Origin of the sequence: Cryobacterium sp. CAN_C2 (assembly GCF_015751745.1) — a bacterium.
Classification (GTDB): Bacteria; Actinomycetota; Actinomycetes; order Actinomycetales; family Microbacteriaceae; genus Cryobacterium.
Genome location: NZ_JADOUX010000011.1, coordinates 62,987 through 82,929, shown reverse-complemented (window position 1 = coordinate 82,929; position 19,943 = coordinate 62,987). Strand labels below are relative to the sequence as shown.

The 19,943-nt window shown below is 65.2% G+C and carries 17 protein-coding genes, 1 tRNA gene and 2 pseudogenes; 11 read left to right on the top strand and 9 right to left on the bottom strand.

Annotated elements, in window-relative coordinates; translation table 11 throughout:
• Positions 1-6: 6 nt before the first annotated feature.
• The 3 genes from mscL to IWX77_RS10465 all read right to left on the bottom strand — a co-directional run bounded on the left by mscL (position 7) and on the right by IWX77_RS10465 (position 1,573).
• Positions 7-489 (bottom strand): large conductance mechanosensitive channel protein MscL, encoded by a 483-nt coding sequence (gene mscL / locus IWX77_RS10475; protein ID WP_442784473.1) that lies wholly within the window; start codon positions 487-489, stop codon positions 7-9.
• A 4-nt stretch (positions 490-493) separates the two neighbouring features.
• On the bottom strand, positions 494-886 hold the full coding sequence (locus IWX77_RS10470) for an FmdB family zinc ribbon protein (protein ID WP_196844447.1): 393 nt from the start codon (positions 884-886) through the stop codon (positions 494-496).
• Positions 887-994: 108 nt separating this feature from the next.
• Positions 995-1,573 (bottom strand): 5-formyltetrahydrofolate cyclo-ligase, encoded by a 579-nt coding sequence (locus IWX77_RS10465; RefSeq protein WP_196844446.1) that lies wholly within the window; start codon positions 1,571-1,573, stop codon positions 995-997.
• A 34-nt stretch (positions 1,574-1,607) separates the two neighbouring features.
• Between IWX77_RS10465 and galU the strand changes: the two genes are divergently transcribed.
• The 4 genes from galU (at position 1,608) to IWX77_RS10445 (ending at position 4,507) form a co-directional block, all read left to right on the top strand.
• Positions 1,608-2,501 (top strand): UTP--glucose-1-phosphate uridylyltransferase GalU, encoded by an 894-nt coding sequence (galU, locus tag IWX77_RS10460; protein ID WP_196844445.1) that lies wholly within the window; start codon positions 1,608-1,610, stop codon positions 2,499-2,501.
• A gap of 50 nt (positions 2,502-2,551) precedes the next feature.
• Positions 2,552-3,211 (top strand): GNAT family N-acetyltransferase, encoded by a 660-nt coding sequence (locus tag IWX77_RS10455; protein WP_196844444.1) that lies wholly within the window; start codon positions 2,552-2,554, stop codon positions 3,209-3,211.
• A 106-nt stretch (positions 3,212-3,317) separates the two neighbouring features.
• Positions 3,318-4,319: a hypothetical protein gene (locus tag IWX77_RS10450; protein WP_196844443.1), complete on the top strand. Its 1,002-nt coding sequence runs from the start codon at positions 3,318-3,320 to the stop codon at positions 4,317-4,319.
• Between the two features lie 112 nt (positions 4,320-4,431).
• Positions 4,432-4,507, top strand: a tRNA-Ala gene (locus tag IWX77_RS10445).
• Between the two features lie 106 nt (positions 4,508-4,613).
• On the opposite strand, the gene IWX77_RS10440 is transcribed toward IWX77_RS10445, so the two are convergent.
• Complete coding sequence (locus tag IWX77_RS10440) at positions 4,614-5,423, bottom strand: IclR family transcriptional regulator (protein WP_196844442.1); 810 nt, start codon at positions 5,421-5,423, stop codon at positions 4,614-4,616.
• 187 nt (positions 5,424-5,610) lie between these two features.
• Between IWX77_RS10440 and IWX77_RS10435 the strand changes: the two genes are divergently transcribed.
• Positions 5,611-6,327 (top strand): CoA transferase subunit A, encoded by a 717-nt coding sequence (locus IWX77_RS10435; protein WP_196844441.1) that lies wholly within the window; start codon positions 5,611-5,613, stop codon positions 6,325-6,327.
• 39 nt (positions 6,328-6,366) lie between these two features.
• Positions 6,367-7,017, top strand: coding sequence for a CoA transferase subunit B (locus IWX77_RS10430; RefSeq protein ID WP_196844440.1), 651 nt, complete (start codon positions 6,367-6,369; stop codon positions 7,015-7,017).
• Between the two features lie 56 nt (positions 7,018-7,073).
• On the opposite strand, the gene IWX77_RS10425 is transcribed toward IWX77_RS10430, so the two are convergent.
• On the bottom strand, positions 7,074-7,328 hold the full coding sequence (locus IWX77_RS10425; protein ID WP_196844439.1) for a hypothetical protein: 255 nt from the start codon (positions 7,326-7,328) through the stop codon (positions 7,074-7,076).
• Positions 7,309-7,899: pseudogene (locus IWX77_RS10420) on the bottom strand (trypsin-like serine peptidase); the annotation flags it as partial. The pseudogene IWX77_RS10420 and the gene IWX77_RS10425, both read right to left, overlap by 20 nt.
• 64 nt (positions 7,900-7,963) lie before the next feature.
• On the opposite strand from IWX77_RS10420, the gene IWX77_RS10415 reads away from it, so the two are divergent.
• Together IWX77_RS10415 and IWX77_RS10410 are read left to right on the top strand one after the other, a co-directional pair.
• On the top strand, positions 7,964-11,062 hold the full coding sequence (locus IWX77_RS10415) for a Tn3 family transposase (protein WP_196844479.1): 3,099 nt from the start codon (positions 7,964-7,966) through the stop codon (positions 11,060-11,062).
• Positions 11,063-11,196: 134 nt separating this feature from the next.
• Complete coding sequence (locus tag IWX77_RS10410) at positions 11,197-11,769, top strand: recombinase family protein (protein WP_196844437.1); 573 nt, start codon at positions 11,197-11,199, stop codon at positions 11,767-11,769.
• Between the two features lie 56 nt (positions 11,770-11,825).
• Here IWX77_RS10410 and IWX77_RS17460 read toward each other — a convergent pair.
• From IWX77_RS17460 to IWX77_RS10400, 3 genes and pseudogenes are all read right to left on the bottom strand, one after another.
• Positions 11,826-11,921, bottom strand: a pseudogene (locus IWX77_RS17460) (DUF4158 domain-containing protein); the annotation flags it as partial.
• A 459-nt stretch (positions 11,922-12,380) separates the two neighbouring features.
• Entirely contained in the window at positions 12,381-15,446 is a 3,066-nt protein-coding gene (locus tag IWX77_RS10405) for an RHS repeat-associated core domain-containing protein (protein WP_196844436.1), read from the bottom strand.
• A 1,142-nt stretch (positions 15,447-16,588) separates the two neighbouring features.
• Positions 16,589-16,984, bottom strand: coding sequence for a hypothetical protein (locus IWX77_RS10400; protein WP_196844435.1), 396 nt, complete (start codon positions 16,982-16,984; stop codon positions 16,589-16,591).
• Positions 16,985-17,338: 354 nt separating this feature from the next.
• Between IWX77_RS10400 and IWX77_RS10395 the strand changes: the two genes are divergently transcribed.
• The 3 genes from IWX77_RS10395 to IWX77_RS10385 all read left to right on the top strand — a co-directional run bounded on the left by IWX77_RS10395 (position 17,339) and on the right by IWX77_RS10385 (position 19,942).
• The gene (locus IWX77_RS10395; protein WP_196844434.1) at positions 17,339-17,485 is read left to right on the top strand and encodes a hypothetical protein; all 147 of its coding nucleotides are present in this window, start codon (positions 17,339-17,341) and stop codon (positions 17,483-17,485) included.
• Between the two features lie 66 nt (positions 17,486-17,551).
• Positions 17,552-18,310, top strand: coding sequence for a LamB/YcsF family protein (locus IWX77_RS10390; protein WP_196844433.1), 759 nt, complete (start codon positions 17,552-17,554; stop codon positions 18,308-18,310).
• A gap of 3 nt (positions 18,311-18,313) precedes the next feature.
• Complete coding sequence (locus tag IWX77_RS10385) at positions 18,314-19,942, top strand: 5-oxoprolinase/urea amidolyase family protein (protein ID WP_196844432.1); 1,629 nt, start codon at positions 18,314-18,316, stop codon at positions 19,940-19,942.
• The last annotated feature ends 1 nt before the right edge of the window (position 19,943 follow it).

Genomic DNA, 19,943 nt, shown 5'->3' with positions numbered 1-19,943 from the left:
TGTGCTTTAGGCGGTGTGCTTGGGTCCCTGGTCGGCCGCGGCGTTTTTCGCCAGCAGGTCTCGAATCTCGGTGAGCAGGTCGAGCTCGGTTGTGGGATCGGCCACGACGTCGGAGGGCACGCCGGCCGAGCGGCGACGTTCCTGGGCTTCCTTGAGCTTGTTCAGCGGTAGCACGATGACAAAGTAGACGACCGCGGCGATCAGTACAAAGTTGATGAGCGCGCCGATGACGGCTCCGAACAGAATGCCATCGCCGCCGGGGAGCGGAACGACGAGGGTTTTGTTGAGGGACTCGGCGCTGAAAATCGCGGCGATGAGCGGGTTGAACACGCTCGTGACGATGGCGGTGACGAGCGCGGTGAACGCCGTGCCGATCACGACGGCGACGGCGAGGTCGATGACGTTGCCGCGCATGATGAATTCTTTGAAACCGTTGATCACGGGATGCTCCAAACGGATGACTTGGGAGACCGTCTTTGTCAGCGCCACTACTCTAGGACGCCCGTGCGGCCGGAATGGAAGAGGAAGGGGACGAGCTCGTCGACGTGGCCGGCGAGCTCGTGGACGCCTTCTCGCCGCTCTTCTCGCCGCTCTTCTCGCCGCTCTTTTCTGAGCTCTTTTCGGCGGGCCTGCTCGCCGGCGAGTCGGTCTTGTCGGCAGACTTCTCGCCCGACTGGCGGTCGAGGTTCGGGTTGGCCCGCTTCGAGTCTGACTTGGAGTCGTTGCTGTAGAAACCGGAGCCGCTGAAGGTCACACCGATCGAGGAGAACACCTTGCGCAGCTTTCCCTGGCAGGCCGGGCACACTGTGAGCGAGTGGTCGGTGAAGGCCTGCTGGATATCGAAGGCGGTGTCGCACGCGGTGCAACGGTAAGAGTAGGTAGGCACTGCATCTCCAGCTGATTGAGCCGACAGGCAAACGCCTGCCAGAACTAAGGTTATGCGCCCCCACGCCCCCTCAGGTTCAGAAACGGCACTCATGAGCGGTGAAAACGGTCAGAAAGCAATGATTCGGGTCGGCGTCACAAGACCGTTGACCGGCTGATCGTGCACCTCGCGGGGCACCTCGTCGAGAAATTCACTGTCGAACACCACGGCATACACCGGCGGGCACTTCTCCATCGACCCCAGGGTCTTGTCAAAGTAGCCGCGACCCCAGCCCATGCGCAGGCCGTCCTGGCCGACCGCCGCTGCGGGAACGATGATGAGGTCGACGTCATTGATGGCGATCGGGCCGAGCAGGGTTCCCACGGCCTCCGGCACCCCGGAAATGCCGGTGAACTCCTCGTCGCCGTCGCCGACGGTCCAATCCAACAGGCCGTCTTCGCGCGAAATCGGAAACAGAATACGAATGCCTTCTGCCGAGGCCCAGTTGAGAAAAGGCCGGGTATCGGGTTCATTGTGAGCTGACAAATAGCAGGAGATCGACTGTGCCGACAGATCGAGTACGAGGCTCTGCAGGTTTTCGGTGAATCCCGCCGTGGCTGCCTGGCGTTCCGATGAGGTCAGGTTTCGGCGGCGTTCGCGCAATTCCGCTCTCAGCGCACGCTTTCGATGACCTGTGTCGGAGTCCATATAAGGCATCCTACTTGCCGGTAACCTAGTGCCCATGGGTACCCCGATAACTAAAGCCGTCATTCCCGCAGCTGGACTCGGAACACGCTTCCTGCCGGCGACCAAGGCCATGCCGAAGGAGATGTTGCCCGTCGTTGACAAACCGGCCATTCAATATGTCGTCGAGGAGGCCGTGGCGGCCGGCCTCAGCGACGTGCTCATGGTGACCGGGCGCAACAAGAATGCCCTCGAGAATCACTTCGACCGCATGACCGAGCTCGAAACCATGCTCGAACGCAAGGGCGACCAGACCCGGCTCGCCAAGGTGCGCGAATCCAACGAGCTCGCCGACATACACTATGTTCGCCAGGGTGACCCGCGCGGCCTCGGCCACGCCGTGCTGCGCGCGCGCATGCACGTGGGCAACGAGCCGTTCGCGGTGCTGCTCGGTGACGACATCATCGATGCCCGCGACCCGCTGCTGACCCGCATGCTCGAGGAGCAGGTCAAGCGCGGCGCCAGCATCGTTGCGCTACTCGAGGTGGACCCCTCGCAGATTCATATGTACGGTGCGGCCGCGGTCGAAACGACCGACGACCCCGACGTCGTGCACATCACCGGCCTGGTCGAGAAGCCGAGCGCCCAGGATGCCCCCTCGAATCTGGCCATCATCGGCCGCTACGTGCTGCGACCCGAAATCTTCGATATTCTGGAGCACACCGCGCCCGGAAAGGGCAACGAGATTCAACTCACCGATGCCCTGCAGGAGATGGCCGTCAACCACGAAACCACCGGCGGCGTGTACGGCCTCATCTTTCGCGGGCGCCGCTACGACACCGGCGACCGGCTTGACTACATCAAGGCCATCGTGCAGCTGGCCGTTGATCGTGACGATCTCGGCGCCGACCTCAAGCCGTGGCTGCGCGAATTCGTCGCCACGCTCGACTAACGCTCGTCACCAACAGCACCACTTCATACCCCACGACAGACAGGCGAACCGTGCCGATCGCAATTCCGACCCTACGTGAGGGGGCCGTCACCCTGCGTCCCATCCGATTGCGCGACGCGCGCGCGCTCGAGGGCGAGCTGCTGGCCAACCGATCGTGGCTGCGCAAGTGGGAGGCGACGAACCCCTACGCGCCGATGTCTTTCGACACGCGCGCGAGCATCCGCAGCCTGTTGAGCCACTCGCGGTCGGGCCACGGCTTACCCTTCATCGTGGAACAGAACGGGCAACTGGCCGGTCAGCTGAACGTGTCGTCGATCACCTGGGGATCGCTGTCACAGGCGACCATCGGCTACTGGGTGAGCGAGAATTTCGCTGGCCAGTCGGTCACCCCCACCGCCGTGGCACTCGCGACCGACTACTGCTTCTATCAGCTCGGTCTGCACCGCATGGAAATCTGCATCCGCCCCGAGAACAAGGCGAGCCTGCGGGTGGTGGAAAAGCTCGGCTTTCGGTATGAGGGCCTGCGCCGCCGCTACATCCACATCAATGGTGACTGGCGCGACCACTTCTGCTTCGGCCTGGTCGCCGAAGAACTCACCCAGGGCGTCATGCGCCGCTGGCACGACGGACTGGTGCCAGCGGATGCCGCGAGCGTCTCCGCGGCAGATCTCGAGTCCGCCGCGCGTCCGGTGCGTGTCATTACACGGTGACCGACCTGATTTTGCCTGTTCGGGGGCACAAATCAAAGTATTAATCTCGGTGACACACCACGGGTAATGACCGTCGGATCTGCCCGCGCCTCCTACCGTTGTCAACATGAGTAGTGAGGCATTGGGTGGCGGGGTCATGGTGGCGGTGGCTGCCGTGCTCTGGGTTGCCTATCTGATGCCCACCTGGTCGCGCCGCAAGCAGTACCAGGCGACCGAACGCAACGCGGTGCGATTGCAGCAGACACTGCGTATTCTGGCCGAAACCGCCGAGGTTCCGCAGCAGGTGCGGCTCGAAGCGACCGCCCGCACCGTGGCGGAGCAGCAGCGGGTTCTGGCACGGGCTGAGCTCTCCGAGCGCTCTGAAGCGCAGGCGGTAGCGGATGCCGCCACGTCGGTGCGCCGCGCTGCCGCCGCTGTGGCCGCTGCGGCGGTACCGCGCCTGCCGGAGTCGCCGGTGAAGAAACTTCGGCGTCTTCGTCGGTTCCGCGGCCTGGTCTCGCTGATTCTGCTGGCCGGGTTCGTGCTGGCTTTGGCCGGGATCGCTCCGGCTCTGGCCGGCTCCTTCACCGCTCTGGCGGGCGGCGGGGTCGTCATGGTGGCCGCGTTCGGTATTCTCGGACGGCTGGCCACGGTCGCCCGCTTGGCTCGCATCGTGCGGGTGGACGCCCCGGTGGAGCTGCCCGTGTTGATCGGCCAGACCTTTGAACCCGTGCAACTGGACGCGACTCCGGTCGCCGCGGCGACCTGGACGCCGCAACCGGTGCCGCGAGCACTGCACCTCTCGCGTGGATCCATCGCGCAGACGGCGATGGCATCCGTTGAAGCGGCGAACCAGCTGCGCAAGGTAGCCGCCGAGGCAGAGATCGCACGCCGCGCCGCCGCGCTCGCCGACGAGGCGAACCGGGCGGTCACGCCGATCGCACGCCCCGTCGTGGCTGGGGCTGGGGCTGGGGCTGGGACTGGGGCTGGGGCTGGGACTGGGACTGGGACTGGGACTGGGACTGTGGCTGTCGCGCCGAGCCGCTTTGCATCGATGGGTATCGTCGGCGAGACCGAGCCGGGCATGACCGACCTCGACGCCGTGCTGCGTCGCCGTCGCGCGGTCTAATTCACCCTCTGGCTGGTGCGCCCCGCCGTCTCATTCGTCTTTACGTTTTCACGCTCCGGGCTCGAAGCGGCGAAACTGTCGGCCAGCCCGTGTTATTCTTCAAAGGCAGTTTGGGGCTATGGCGCAGTTGGTAGCGCGTCTCGTTCGCAATGAGAAGGTCAGGAGTTCGAATCTCCTTAGCTCCACCACCTGCACAATGACAGGCCGCCTGGTCAGGGATTCTCTGGCAGGCGGTCTTTTTCATCATTGCCGGTCGAAATCTCGACAGGCGCGACCGACGTGACCCGGCGGGCGTCAGATCGTGTTGGAGGCTATTCGGGCCTGTTGCAGGGTCTGGGTGATGCGGCTGGCTTCATCGAGCAGCAGCTGGCCGAGCAGCTTTTGGCGCTCGAGCTTGAACCGCGGCTCGATTCCGGTCAGCGATAGGGCCCAGGCCGGGCGCCCCGCCCGGTCGAAGATCGCCGCGCCCATGCCCCAGCTGCCCTCCAGAATGAGTCCGGGGTTGACGGCATAGCCGGTGACCCGGGTGCACTCCAGATTGGCGCGGATGCTGGTGGGTGAGTGCTGGCCGCCCCAGCGAGCCGCGAACGCCTCGGTGTCGGCGAGGAGGGCATCCACTTCGTCATCGGGCAGATACGCCATGATCGCGAGCCCCGCGGATGCCACCCCCAACGGAAACCGCACCCCCTCGTGCAGCACAAAGGAGCGAATGGGAAAGCTGCCCTCTTCGCGGAGCAGGCAGACCGTTTCGGCGCCGCGCCTGATCGATAGGAATGCGCTCTCGCCGGTCGCTTCGGCGAGGCGTTGCAGGCTCGGTCGGGCCAGCTCTTCGATCGGGTAGCGGGCGGCGGCGACGGTGCCCATGACGAAGATCTCGGGCCCGTAATGCCAGGTGTGGCGCACTGCGTCGTGGTCGAGCAACCCCTCGGCCGCGAGGGAGCTCAGCAGCCGGTGCACCGTGGGGCGGGTCAGGCCGGAGTCGCGCACGATCTCGGCGAGAGGGCTGCCCGCGGGATTGCGACCGACCAGGCGCAGCAGCAGTGCGATGCGGCTGACAACTTGCGCGCCCGGCGTGCCGGGAGCAGGAACGGGCGGCTGGGGCATTCTTGCTCCTTATGTCCATAATGTGGATGAAATGGAGTTTAGCGTTCATGACGTGGATCCGCTCAGAAAGACGCGTGAATGCGCGGTTGACAGGGGTCTGACGGGGCTAATAGCATCCATTTATAGCGGTCTTGTCCATTTAGTGGACATGCGACTCAGGCAGGCACGACTCAACGAGGAGATTTTCATGTCCAAGGTGGTAACCAGCGCGGCCGAAGCTCTCGGCGACGTACTTCGAGACGGGATGACCCTCGCGGTCGGCGGGTTCGGGCTGAGCGGAATTCCGGCCGATCTCATCGACGCGGTGCGGGCCTCTGGTGTGAAAGATCTCACCGTCGTGTCGAACAACATGGGCGTCGACGGCAAGGGCCTGGGCGTGCTGCTCGAAGCCGGGCAGGTGCGCAAGGTCATCGCCTCGTACGTCGGCGAGAACAAGCTGTTCGCCGAGCAGTTTCTGGCCGGCCTGCTCGAGGTGGAGTTCAGCCCCCAGGGCACCCTCGCCGAGCGGCTACGGGCCGGCGGCGCGGGAATTCCCGCGTTCTATACCAAGGCCGGCGTCGGCACGCTCATCGCCGAGGGCAAGCCGCTCGCCGACTTCGACGGTGAAACCTACCTGCAGGAACGCGGCATCGTCGCCGACGTTGCGCTGGTCAAGGCGTGGCGGGCCGACACCGTCGGCAACCTCGAGTACCGGTTCACCGCCCGCAACTTCAACCCGGTCGTCGCGACCGCCGGAATCATGACGATCGCCGAGGCCGAGATCATCGTGCAGCCCGGCGACATCGATCCAAATCACGTGATCACCCCGGGCGTCTACGTGCAACGCGTCATTCAGGCCTCCGCGCGGGTCAAAGACATTGAACAGCGCACCGTGCGCAGCCGGCCCGTGCTGGCATCCGCCTAGCGCCTAGCGCCTATCACCGACTGTAGAAGGAGTAGAACCATGGCTTGGACCAGAAACGAAATGGCTGCGATCGCGGCGCAGGAACTCAGCGACGGCGACTACGTGAACCTCGGCATCGGCATTCCGACGCTCGTGGCCAACAACCTGCCGGAGGGAATTCTCGTGACGCTGCAGAGCGAGAACGGGCTGCTGGGCATGGGGCCGTTCCCGTGGGAGGGCGAGGAAGACGCCGACCTCATCAACGCCGGCAAGCAGACCGTCACGGTGTTGCCGGGGGCGTCGATCTTCGACTCGGCGACCTCGTTCGGCATGATCCGCGGCGGTCACGTGAAGGTCGCCATTCTCGGCGCCATGCAGGTCTCCGGCCTCGGCGACCTCGCCAACTGGACCATTCCCGGCAAAATGGTCAAGGGCATGGGCGGCGCGATGGACCTCGTCGCCGGCACCCCGCGGGTGGTCGTGCTCACCGAGCACGTCGCCAAGGACGGCACGCCGAAGATCGTCACCGAGTGCACCCTGCCGCTGACCGGTGTGCGCGTGGTCGATCGCATCATCAGCGACACGGCCGTCTTCGACGTGACGCCGACCGGCCTCGTGTTGCGGCAGCGGGCCCCCGGTGTGAGTCTGCAAGACATTGAGGACACCACCGAGGCAGCGTTTACGGTCGCGGAGACAGCTCCGGTCCCGTAGTCGCCCGCGTCAACAGCGACAGCCCCGTCCACCTTGTGGACGGGGCTGTCACTGCTTCAGGATGCCGTCGGCGGGGTGTCCGAGTCGGTCTCCGTATCGGTCTCCGTATCGGTCTCCGTGTCGGTGTCCGGTTGGTTGGTTCCGCCGTCGAGCTCGCGCGACCCGTCGGGGTTCAGGCGGATGACGCGCGGCCGGGCTGCGCGCATCCGTTCGTCATCCCAATCATCGTCATCCCAGTCATCGGCATCGGGGTTCAGTCGCTGCCGGGCAACCGGGTGTGCGTCGCGTGGATCACGCGGATGCTGCGACATAGGCATTCTCAATGACCGATCCCCAGTAGGGCCCGAACATGGTGTTTGCAATGTTGTTGTAGCCGAAGCTGTTGACCGAGTTCTGCAGGCCGTTGGAACCGCTGCCGATCATCCACGGCCCGCCCGACGATCCGCCGGTCATGTCGCAGGGGATGCCCTGCGACTGGCTCTGGCCGTAGGGGTCGGCGGTGGCGGTACCGGAGCAGGACTGGAGGGTCCCGCCGGTGAACGGTGCGCCCGCCGGGTAGCCGTAGGCGGTGTAGGTGAGGCCGCGGCCCTGGTTGAACGTGACGCCCGAGGCGCCGACGCTGTCGCTCAGCGACGTGCCGGTGGGCGAGGAGACGGTGGCGAATCCGGTGTCGTAGCTGATGTCACCGCTGTTGCTCCACTGGGTCGGGGCGTACAGCGCGGTGGCATTCCACTGGCCGAACGGTGCGGAACCATTGTCGTAGGCCGGCACGAAGATGAGCCGCGACGCGAAATTGCCCGGACCTTCGTTGACGCAGTGTCCGGCGGTGACGACCGTGTTCTTGTTCACGGCGGAGATGGCGTTGCCCGAACAGACGTAATCGGGGTCTGACCAGTACTGGAACGGTGGTTGGCGCCAAGCAGCTCCGGGTCATTACGGTTGGATGATGCCGGTTGATTTCCTGAGTGATGAGCAGGTTGGGTCTTATGGCCGGTTCGTGGGGGTGGTGTCGGAGCTGGACCTTGCGCGGTTCTTCTTTCTCGATGACGATGACCTGATGATCGTTGGCCGACGGCGGGGCGCTGCTAACCGGTTGGGATTTGCTGTCCAGCTCGGGACGGTGAGGTACTTGGGGAGTTTTCTGGATGACCCGACGGCTGTCCCAGGGAACGTGGTCGAGTTCGTGTCACGGCAGCTCGGAATCGCCGCGCCGGGCGTGTTCGCGGAGTATTCGGTGCGGCCCAAGACCGGGTATGAGCACGGGTGGGAGATTGTGGAGGCTTACGGTTATCGGCGGACATCGGACCCCGTCGTGCTGGGTGAATTGACGTGCTTCCTTGCAGCGCGCACGAATACGCGCACGGAGCGGCCGACAGCTGTGTTCGACCAGGCGTTGGCGTGGTTGCGGCGTGAGAAGGTGCTCCTGCCGGGGGTGAGCCTGGTCACGAGACTGGTCGCCGAGGCGAGGGCGGAGGCAAACGAGAAGTTGTTCTCGCTGCTATCGGATCGGGTGCCTTCCGGGTTGGCTTCGCGTCTCGATGCTCTCGTTGACAGCGCTGTGGAGGGGCGTGTTTCCGGGCTGGAGGAGCTTCGCAGGGCACCGGTCCGAGCATCGGGGCCGGAAATGGTGAAGGCGCTCGAACGGGTGGGCGAGGTAACCGCAGTAGGTGCGTCCACGGTTGATTTGGCGGGGATCGCCCCGGGGCGTCTGGACGTTCTGGCGACGCACGGCCGGTCTACTGACGCAAGCACGTTGCGGCGAATGCCCGAGCGGCGTCGTCGGGCGACGGTGTTCGCGACGGTGGCGTCCCTGCAGGTGTCATCCGTTGACGATGTCCTTGACTTGTTCGCTGTGCTGATGGCCACGAAGCTGATCGGCCCCGCGACACGGGCCGCGGTCAAGGACCAGATGCGGTCATTGCCGGCGCTGCGTCGTGCGTCCGTGACGTTGGCGGCGGCGGCGAAGTTGCTCCTGAAGGTTGCCGAAAAGGACGAACAGGGCGAAAAGGGCAAACAGATCGATGCTGCCGCGGTGTGGGAGTTGTTGCGCACGGAGGGGATGCGGGAGCGGCTGATGAAAGCGGTGCAGGTTGTGGAGGAATTCAGTCCGTTCGGCGGGGACGATCCCACGCTGGAACAGGTCGAGCTGGTGAAGCGATACGCGACCGTGCGGCCGTTCTGGTCGATGTTCGCTTCGACGCTGCCTCTGCGTTCGACCGAGGCCGGCGCGTCGCTACTCCAAGCCGTCCGCGGGCTGGGCGCGCTGGTCGGGCGGAAAAGAGTCGAGCGGTCGGAGATCGTCGATGACGTGGTGGGTGGCGCTTGGCGGCGTCTGGTCTTTTCCGACCCGGCTGCTGATGGGCCGGTGGATCATCGTGCGTACACGCTGTGCGTGCTCGAAGGTACGCATCGCGCTCTGCGCCGCCGTGACCTCTTCGCCAAGGGATCCACACGTTGGGGGGATCCGCGGGTGCAGCTGCTTGACGGGGACGCCTGGTCGACGGCGAAGCCGGACGTACTGACGGCTCTCCAGCTGGCTGACCCCTTCGACACGCACATGACTCACCTGGCCGGGCGGCTGGATGATGCCTACACATCGATCGCGACCCGGCTGAGCAAGGTCCCCGAGAACGAAGACTCTCCCCTCACCGTTGAGACCGGCCCCGATGGGCGCACTCGTGTGTTCCTTGCAAAACTCAAACCCATCCCGGAACCGGAGTCCCTGACTAAGCTTCGAGATCTCGTCGAGCGGATGATGCCGCGGGTCGATTTGCCCGAGGTGTTGCTGGAGGTCCACGCGTGGACCGGGTATCTGAACGATTTCACGCACATCAATTTGACGGAGAGCAGGTCGGGATCACGGCTGAATGACCTGGCACTGTCGATGGCTGCCGTCCTCGTCGCCGAGGGATGCAACCTCGGCTTCGCACCGGTCGTTAAACATGGCCATCCGAGCTTGAACCGGCGCAGGCTCTCCCACGTCGCCCAGAATTACCTCCGCGCGGAGACTCTCTCGGCCGCGAACAAGCGCCTCATCGACACGCAAGCATCGATAGGAACCGTACAGGTGTGGGGTGGTGGACTCGTCGCGTCCGTCGATGGGCTCCGATTTGTTGTCCCCGTTCGCACCCTCGACGCTGGCCCGAACCCCCGTTACTTCGGCCAGGGTCAAGGAGTGACCTGGCTGAACGCGATCAACGACCAGGTCGCGGGAATCGGCGCCGTCGTCGTCACCGGAACCATGCGGGACTCCCTCCACGTCCTCGACGTCATCCTGAACCGTGACGGCGGCCCTGCCCCAGAGATGATCGCGACCGACACGGCGTCGTACTCCGACATCGTGTTCGGCCTCTTCCGCCTCCTGGGCTACCAGTTCAGCCCACGAGTGGCAGATATGCCCGACCAGCGGCTCTGGCGGCTCACCCCGCCCGGCGCCCCGGTGGCCGACTACGGGATCTTGGGCCCGGTCGCCAGAAATAAGTTGTCCTTCAAGCGGATGGAACCGTACTGGGAGGACATGCTTCGCGTGGTCGGTTCCCTCCATAACGGTACTGTCGCCGGTTACGACCTCCTGCGGATGCTTGGCCGTGACGGCGATCCGACACCGCTGGGCGCCGCGTTCGCCGAATACGGACGCATCGCTAAGACCCTGCACCTCCTGGCAATGTACGACCCGGAAGACGAGACCTACCGCCGATCAATCCACGTCCAGCTCACCACCCAGGAATCCCGTCACCGCCTCGCCCGGAAGATCTTCTACGGGCAGCGTGGGGAGCTCCGGCAGCGCTACCGGGACGGCCAGGAGGACCAGCTCGGCGTCCTCGGCCTCGTCCTGAACACCGTCATCCTGTGGAACACCCGCTACATCGACGCCGCCCTGAACTCGCTCCGAGATCAGGGCTACCCCGTCGACGACGCCGACATCGCCCGGCTGTCACCCCTGGGCGATACCCACATCAACATTCACGGCCGATACGCCTTCACTAGCGTGCAAGACGACGGGCTTCGCCCCCTCCGCGATCCGAACTCCGCGAGCGACGAATGACCCGTGTCCACAAACGGTACATTTCGAGACCAACGGCACCATTAACGACACGCGGGTGCACGAACGTCTACAACCCGTCTCAAAACATAGCTGGAACCGACGATGTTCTGAGACTATTCTGAGACGATAGATGGATGGCCACCACACACGTCACCCTCGTCGGCTACGCCCGCGTCTCCACCCACAGCCAAGACACCACCATGCAACACGACGCACTCACATCCATCGGCTGCGGACGGATCTTCACCGACACCATCTCCAGCCGCGCACCCAGCCGGCCCGGACTGATCGCCGCGCTCGACTACCTCCGACCAGGCGACACCCTCTGCGTCTGGAAACTGGACCGCCTCGGCCGATCCGTCAAAGAAGTCCTCACCATCGCCGACGACCTCCACGACAAACACATCGCCCTCCAGATCCTCACCGGCACACTCGCCGGAACCTACCGGCCCACCGGAGAAGGCAAATTCTTCTTCACCATGATGGCCGCGTTCGCCGAACTCGAACGGGACATGATTCGCGAACGCACCCTCGCCGGCCTCACCACCGCCCGAGCCCAGGGCCGGATCGGTGGGCGCCCGACCGTCGTCACACCCGACACGCTCGCAGCGGCCCAAGCCCGACAGCAACGCGGCGAAACGCCCACCCAAATCGCCAAAGCCCTCGGCGTCTCACGAGCAACGATCTACCGCCACCTCAACCCTTAGCGCCAACCACCGTGCCATTGCTGGCCAGAGGTTGGTGGCGTCGTCGTAGTAGGGGCCAGCTCACGAAGCGGAATGAATAGCACGTTTAGAGATCGGAGGTAACAGAGTTGGGCTACAAAACCCAACCGGTTGCCCTCACCTCTGCGCTGGCGGCTTCGCCGGGAACACAACGAACTACCCCGAAACGACGCCGTAACTTCAAACTACATGGCGTCAGTGTCTTCATCGGTGAAATTCCATGCCCCTCGCTAAGAAGTAGTAGCCCGGCCACGAGGTCGTGGAGTTCCTTAACAATGGAGCCACCAACCTCGAAATTCAGTCGAGGACCGGGTCGCTCCTCGCGTATCCATGTGGCATCTATTCATTGTGCAGTCTGTTGAATACCTACCCTGTGTTTTGGGAAACGATGAGGGCAATGCCAGTGACGCCCGTGATGAGAGCAACTCCATACAGCGACATTGTGACGATAGTTAAGGCACGCCACTTCGCACGTGACTTCGCACGTAAGCGTTCTCCGGAGAACACCAGAGCGAGCAGCGGAACAGTATTGAGAAGACAAAGGACCACTGTAATGCCAATGAGAATCGAGGAAATCGGCATCATGTGGCCCCTTACAGATCCGGGCGAAGTGTGCAGACTGAAAGGATGATTAGCCCAATACCCGCGGTTTCCACTCCGAGTGCAGCCGCAACTATTCCGACCACTGCAGCAGCTGGTGCGCCGACGCCGATAATCGCTAGAACCGCAGCGGTCAACCCGACTTGCGCCGTTAGAAAACCTAGGGCGGCGACAGCCAGGGGAGCAAATGTGCAAAAGGCTCCCAGGCCGGACGGGTCTTTCGCGTTGATGGGGTTGCAGCTTGCGTAGGCGTAGGGGTGTGCTTCTTGCCCGGACGGGTCGTATTGGGTGAAGCGTCCGATGGTGGGGTCGTAGTTGCGGGCGCCGAGTTTGTAGAGGTTGGTGGCGTCGTCGTAGTAGCCGCTGATGTAGCGGAGGTGGTTGTAGGCGGTGGCCGTGTTGGTGCCGGTAGCGCGTGCTTCGCCGTAGGGGCTGTAGGAGTACCCGCCCATGTAGGCGCCGGTTTTGTCGAACAGTCCGATCACGGATCCGAGGGAGTCTTGTGCGTAGTAGTACTTGGTGCTGGTGCCGTGCACGCCCAAGGCCTGGCCGGTGGGGGTGCGGGTGAATCCTCGGTTGGCGGTGCCGAGTTTCTCGCTGGCGAGGCCGAGCGGCCCGTTCAGGTAGGTGGTGGTGGAGGCGCTTCGGGAGAGCTGGTTGGTGTTGCCCTGGCCGAGGGCGGTGTAGGTGGTCGCGCCGATCGCGGTGACGGCGCCGCGGGCGTTGTAGGTGGCGGTTTGCCCGGTAAGGCCGTTTTTGGTCTGGTTCCCGGCCGCGTCGTAGGTCCAGGTGGTGGTGTCTCCGGTGGCAGCGGTGATCCGGTTCGCGGCGTTGTAGCTGTATGCAATGGTCCCCGCCGTCGCACCGGTCGCGCCGGCCCTCACCTGCTGGGTGCGGTTCCCGGCCGGATCGTAGGTATACGCCCAGGAGGCGGTCGTGGCTGCACCGAGTCTCTCGGTGGCTGTGGTCAGGCGGCTGAGGGAGTCGTAACCGTAGGTACTGATCGCACCGGCGCTGATGCCCTGTTCGAGATAGCTGGTGCGGGTCTGGATGTTGGTCCGGTCCGCGGTTCCACCGGGGACGATGTAGGAGTAGCCGATGTCGGCTTTGACGACGCCGGAACCATCCTTCGCGGTGATCCTGGTCGCCCGGCTGGCCGCGTCGTTCACCGTGGCGACGGTCGCGTTCCCGGGCAGGGTGCGCAGCGTCTCGGCACCGTTCGCGTCGTAGGCGAACTTGATACAGCCGGAGTCGGTCGGAGAGCCGGCCGCGACCGGGCAGGTGCCGAGGCTTTCGGTGAGTTGGGTAAGTTGGTTGGCGTCGTCGTAGATGTAGTTCACCTCGCCTGTCATGGCGTCCCGGAACCTTGTGATGTTCCCCGCGGCGTCGTAGTCGAATTCCTGGTTCACGGTGCTGGTGACGATGGTCTGGTAGTTGATGATCCGGCCGAGGGCGTCGTAGGTGTACTGGGTGAACGGGCCGGTGCTGTCGGTGTCGCGGTTCTTGATGCCGTTGCTGTAGAACGTCGTGGTGAGGGTCTGCCCGCCCTGGAAGGTGGACAGCGCAATGTCGTCCCGGAGGTTGTACGCGTAGGTCGTGGTGTCGCTATTGCCGTCGGTGACGGTCAGCACCCGTCCGAGGGAGTCGTAGGTGTAGCTGGTCGCACCTTGCGGTGCGGGCGGGGTCACCGAGCTGAGGTTCCCGTTCCCGTCATACGTGTAAGCGGTGGTGTTCCCTTTACCGTCCTTGGAGGTGCAGACCTGCCCGTCGAAACCGCCGCAGACCGCGCCACCATTCTCGTAAGTAAACCGCTGCGGGACCGCCCCGGTGCCACCGGCTGTGCTGTCGGTGACTTTCGTCGGGTTGCCCTTCGCGTCGTACTCGAACGATTTCCCGTTCCCGGCCGCGTCGGTGGAGCACTTAGCCGGGAACACGGTTCCACCGGTGCCGGCGCAGCCAACTCCGGTCGCATACGCGGCCGAGGCCGCCGCCCCGGTCGGCAGGGTCGCGCTGACCGCGTTGTTCAACGCGTCATATGAGTACGTGGTGCTGTTCCCACCGACGCCGCCGGTGGCGAACGCGTCCGTGACGGTCGCCACCTCACTGTTCGCGGCGTAGGACTGCGACCGGGTACGGTTCAACGGGTCCGTGACAGAGGTCATCCGCCCGGAGGCGTCGATCGCGTAGGTGAACAATTTCCCACGCCCATTGGTGAGGACCGTCTGCCCGGCCGTGTAGACGTAGGAGGCGGTCGTAAGGAACGTTGAGGAGGACGCCAGCCCGCGTTTGATCGACGTCAGCCGGTGTTGGGTGTCGTAGCCGAACAGGGTGCGGGACGTCGACGCCGCGTTGGTGCCGCGGGCCCGGAGCTCGGAGATTCTCCCGGTCGCGTCGTAGTCATATTCTTCCCAAAGCCCACCCGGGGAATCCACCCGGCTCAGCTGCCCGGCCCCGTTCGCGGTGTAGGTCGTCGTCCGGCCGGCAGAGTCCACGATCTGGCTGATCCGCGACCCACCCGCCCACGTCACCGAGTACGAGCGGCCGGCCGCTTCCGTCACCGTGGACACGGTCCCCGTCGACGGGTCGTAGCTGTACGTCGTGCCCTCGCCGTTCCGGTTCAGGTTCTTCGTGATCCAGCCTGAGCTGTTGAAAACGAACTGCTCACCGGTCCGATTGAACGTCACCGTTTTCGTGTAGGGCTGATCGGTCAGCGTGGCGTTGAAACCGGACGGAGTTACCCAGGCCTCACCGGACTTCGTGAACACCGCCTTGAACCCGTTCGCCCCGGTGTAGGTGGCGGTGCTCGAGGTCACCGCGAGACCCACATCGAACGCCGACAGGGGCGACGACCAGCCGCCACCGAGTGAGCCCTCCGACGATGACAGGCCGTTGTAGAACCGGTCGTTGCGCACCGCGAGGGCCGGACCGTTCAAGACGCCGTCGTTCGAGGTGAGCAACAGGTTCCCGTTCGCGAGATTCACCCGCGCCACAGTCGCGTTCGAGACGTTCGCTTCATCGAAAGCAAAGTAGGGCAGAGCGCCCAGGCCTGGTGCGCCCACAACAGTTCCCGCCGGTGCCCGGTTCGCGGTCCCACCCGAACCGTTCGACAGCGATCTCGTTGCCAGTGGCGTGGCCCATGTGCTCGCGGGGGCATTCGACTCGCCGGCTGCACCCTTCGCAGCGTCCTTCGATGGTGACCACACCTCGTCAAACTCTGTCGGCGGCAGGTACTCAACCCCCGGTGGGAGTGACCGACTCGCCAATGGTGAGACCGGGGCGGCGACAGCCGGAAGCGAGGTAAACGACATCGCGACGACCGAAACGGCAGCGATAGGAACAAAGACCCGACCACGCGACATGTGCGTACCGTTCCCATACGATCCGGGGCAAATATCGCCGCCATGGCGTTCCACAAATATACGATGTATGTCGGGAATGTCCATGCCCCCTTTCGGGCACAACATGCGTCGCCGGGGGCGCCCCGGCGGCAAGTGCGTGAGTTGTCGCTTTTCGAGGTCGTCTGCGAGGTTGACCGTGGATCCTGACGCTTGGGCGGGCGGGCGGGCGGGCGGGCGGGCGCGAGACGCGGTGACGAGCAGCCTCCCTGCGAGCCAGGGTAACCTCCTCGACACATGGAATTGAATATCGATGGCGCACCAGTACGGTGCGCTCCGGCTACCGTGTGAGCACGTGGATCTCCGCCGAGACAGCGTTTCTTACGATCTTGTGCCGACCTGGATAACGGCCATTGCGACCGCAATTGCTGTCGTCGTGGCCATCTTGTGTACCTATCAGTAGATTCGGTTTACATCTCGTCAAATGCGTGGAGCTGCGCTCCGCGAGGCGCAAGACAGCGAGGACCGGACCCGACCGTACGTCGGCATGGATATTGTTCCCGGGTTGGCTGGGTCGCCGACATTCGACATTGTGATCGAAAATTTGGTGACACCACAGCTCGAGACGTGCGTCTTAACCTGGTCGGCGATTCCCTCGGCGCACAATCCGAGGGAGATGAGAGGCGACGCCGCCACATAGCGCGCACAGAATGCCGCCATGGAGCGCCAAAACTCACAGCCAAAGCCCGACAGCAACGCGGCGAAACCCCCACCTAAATCGCCAAAGCCCTCAGCGTCTCACGAGCGACGATCTACCGCCACCTCAACCCTTAGCGCCAACCACCGTTCCATTACTGGCCAGACCCCTAATCGGTGCCGCCGAGGGTGAAGAAGATCTTGCCGATGTGAGAAATGGGGGAGACCTGGCTGGCCGCGGGTGACGGGCCTGGCTTGGCTGCCTGCGGGGACACCCGCGAGGCGGCTCCGGATGCGACCGTACCGCTCACGCCGGCTGCCACGTTGTCCTGCACCAGGACTTCGCCGGGGACGGCGGAGCGCATGCGCTCGGGAGTCCAGTAGTTGCCGCCCTGTTGGGTCTCTGGAACGACCCAGCGGTCGACATCCGCTGACGCGGAAGTGATTGCTGACTCGGGCGCGATGGCGGCGGAGGCTGCGCCGGCCGACAAGAAACCGCCGGCACCGACCAACGTGCCGATCAGAAGCGCCGAGAGGGCGCCGGTCTTCACTCTGCTTCGCATCATGTGCTTTACTCCACTTATCGATCGCATTCAGCAGACTGTCTTGTCGCTGTGTTAATACAGTATTTGGCAGTTCACGCGCTGTCTACCCTTTTTGGGTGCCACCCAAAAGGGGAGTGTGGGTGGGGAACGGTATCCGCTCGCGTGCTCATCTGTCGGTGGCACCCGTCATACTGGGCACCCGTCATATTGGGCGCACGGCGGACCCGATCGGTGTGCGCGCCGGGCGGCGACGCCCCGCGTTGTCGTTGCGCGCGCGTTCTTTCCGCGATGGTGCTCGTGACGGTGGCCGGACTTTCGATCGCGGGAACGACCGCCTACGTGGCGCAGTCCGCTGCTGGAGCTTGACTCGTCATCGTGACCAGGATTGTTGCCGTGATGATCGACGACGACGACGACGGGGTCCTGAGCTGGAACGACGTTCGGAATGGTGCTGGGGTGGCCGGTTCCGCGCCGGGCGTGGGTGCCGGCATCCGTTCTCGGTACAGTGAAATCACGGCATAATTTCGTTCAGATTGTTGAACAACTCAGAGAAATACGGCAGTCTAGGGGGAACGAAAGACGGGGCCCATGCCAACCATCGATCTGAACAGCGACGTCGGAGAGTCTTTCGGCAACTGGACCTTCGGCGACGACGCCGCCATCATCGCCTCGGTCACGAGCGTCAACGTCGCCGGTGGATTCCACGCCGGCGATCCCACGACCATTCGTGCGACCTGCGCCGCCGCAGCAGCCGCGGGAGTCACGGTGGGCGCGCACCCCGGCTACCGTGACCTGGCCGGGTTCGGCCGTCGTTTCATCGAGATGGATGCGGCCGAACTCACTAACGACGTGATTTATCAGGTCGGCGCCGTGCAGGCTCTCGCCCGCGCCGCCGGAACCGCCGTACGCTACGTGAAACCGCACGGCGCGCTCTACAACACGATCGCCCACCACCCGGTGCAGGCGCACGCCGTGGTCGACGCGGTGCTCGCCGTCGACCCGACGCTGCCGCTGATGGTGCTACCGAACAGCGACATCGAAGGCCTGGCCCAGGCCGCGGGGCTGCGCACCGTGGCCGAAGCCTTTGCCGACCGCGCCTACAACCCCGACGGCAGCCTCGTGTCGCGGGCGATTGCGGGCGCCGTGCTGCACTCGGTCGAGGCCGTGACGGCCCAGGTCGTGCGGCTGGCCGTCGAGGGCACCGTGGTCGCCGTCGACGGCTCGATCATCACGGTGCCGGTGCAGAGCATCTGCCTGCACGGCGACACCCGCGACGCCGTGCGGCTCGCCGCAGCGGTGCGCGAGGCTCTGCTGGGCGCCGGCGTCTCCATTGCCAGTTTCGCCTAGCGGATGCCCACCCCCATTCGATCCATCCGGCCCGTCGGGGACCGGGCCGTCCTCGTGCAGCTCGGCAGCCTCGGCGAGGTGCTCGGCCTGTATGAGGCGCTCCGTGAGTATCCGCTCCCCGGCCAGGTCGACGTTGTCGCCGCCGCCGAAACCGTGCTCGTGACGGCCGACTCGGCTCTAGCAGCCCGTGGCTTCGCTGCCCGGCTGCGCGCGATCGACGCGCGCACCGCCGCAACCGGGCACGACGGGCTCGTGACCATCGACGTGATCTACGACGGGGCCGACCGGGATGAGGTCGGCGAACTCACCGGACTCGGCCCAGACGGCGTGATCGCGGCGCACACCGGGCAGCTGTGGACCGCCGCGTTCGGCGGCTTCGCCCCCGGTTTCGCGTATCTCGTCGGCGACGACAGCCTGCGGGTTTGCCGGCGCAGTAGCCCGCGCAAGGCTGTTCCGGCCGGTTCGGTGGCGCTCGCCGATAGCTATTCGGCCGTGTACCCGCGGGTCACCCCCGGTGGCTGGCAGCTGATCGGCCGCACCGACGCGGCCCTGTGGAGCCTCGACCGCGACCAACCCGCACTCGTGCAGCCCGGTGATCGGGTGCAGTTTCGAGCCGTGCGGGAGTTCGTGCGCACCGCACCGACGGCCCGGGCAGCGGAGGCCGACAGCGTCGGGACCGCTGCTGACGGCACCGGCATCGACCCCGCTGCGGGCCTCGTCGTCGTGCAGCCCGGACTGCAGACCACCGTGCAGGACCTCGGCCGCCCCGGCCTCGCCCACCTCGGCGTGGCCGGGGCCGGCGCGCTCGATCGCGGTGCGCTGCGCCGCGCCAACCGGCTGGTCGGCAACCCCGCCTCGGCCGCCGTGCTCGAAAACGCCCTCGGCGGCCTCGTGCTCGAAGCACTCACCGAGCAGGTTCTCGCGGTGGCGGGGGCATCCGTTCTGATCACGATCAGCAGAGCGGATGCCGCCCCGCGCGTCGTTCCCACCGACGCGCCCTTCGCGCTGCACGCCGGTGAACGCCTGAGCCTTGACGTTCCGGCGTGGGGCGTGCGCAGCTATGTGGCCGTGCGCGGCGGTTTCGACGTGCCGCTCGTGCTCGGCAGTCGTTCCACCGACTCGATGTCGGGTATCGGCCCGCCGCCGCTGGTCGCCGGCACCGCACTGCGGGTGCTCCCCGCCCCGCCGACGAGCGTTGTCGGGGCCGCCGAACCCGCGCCGGCGCCGCCCGCCGATGTGACCGTGCTGCGCTACCTGCCCGGCCCGCGAGCGGACTGGTTCAGCGCCGACACCCTCGCCGACTTCGACCGCACCGACTGGAGCGTCACCGCCCAGTCGAACCGGATTGGCCTGCGCCTTCACGGGACCGCCCTGGAACGCGCGCGCGGCGGCGAGCTGCCGAGCGAGGGCACTGTCTCCGGCGCCATCCAGCTGCCCGCCTCAGGCGTTCCGGTGCTGTTTCTCGCCGACCACCCGGTGACCGGCGGGTATCCGGTGCTCGGCGTGGTGCTGCACGCCGACCTCGACCTCGCCGCGCAGCTCGGCACGGGCGCGCGCATCCGCTTCGCCGCCGTGGTGAAGAACGCCGCAGCGCGTGATATCGCCACCTCACACACCCCGAACGAGAGCTGAA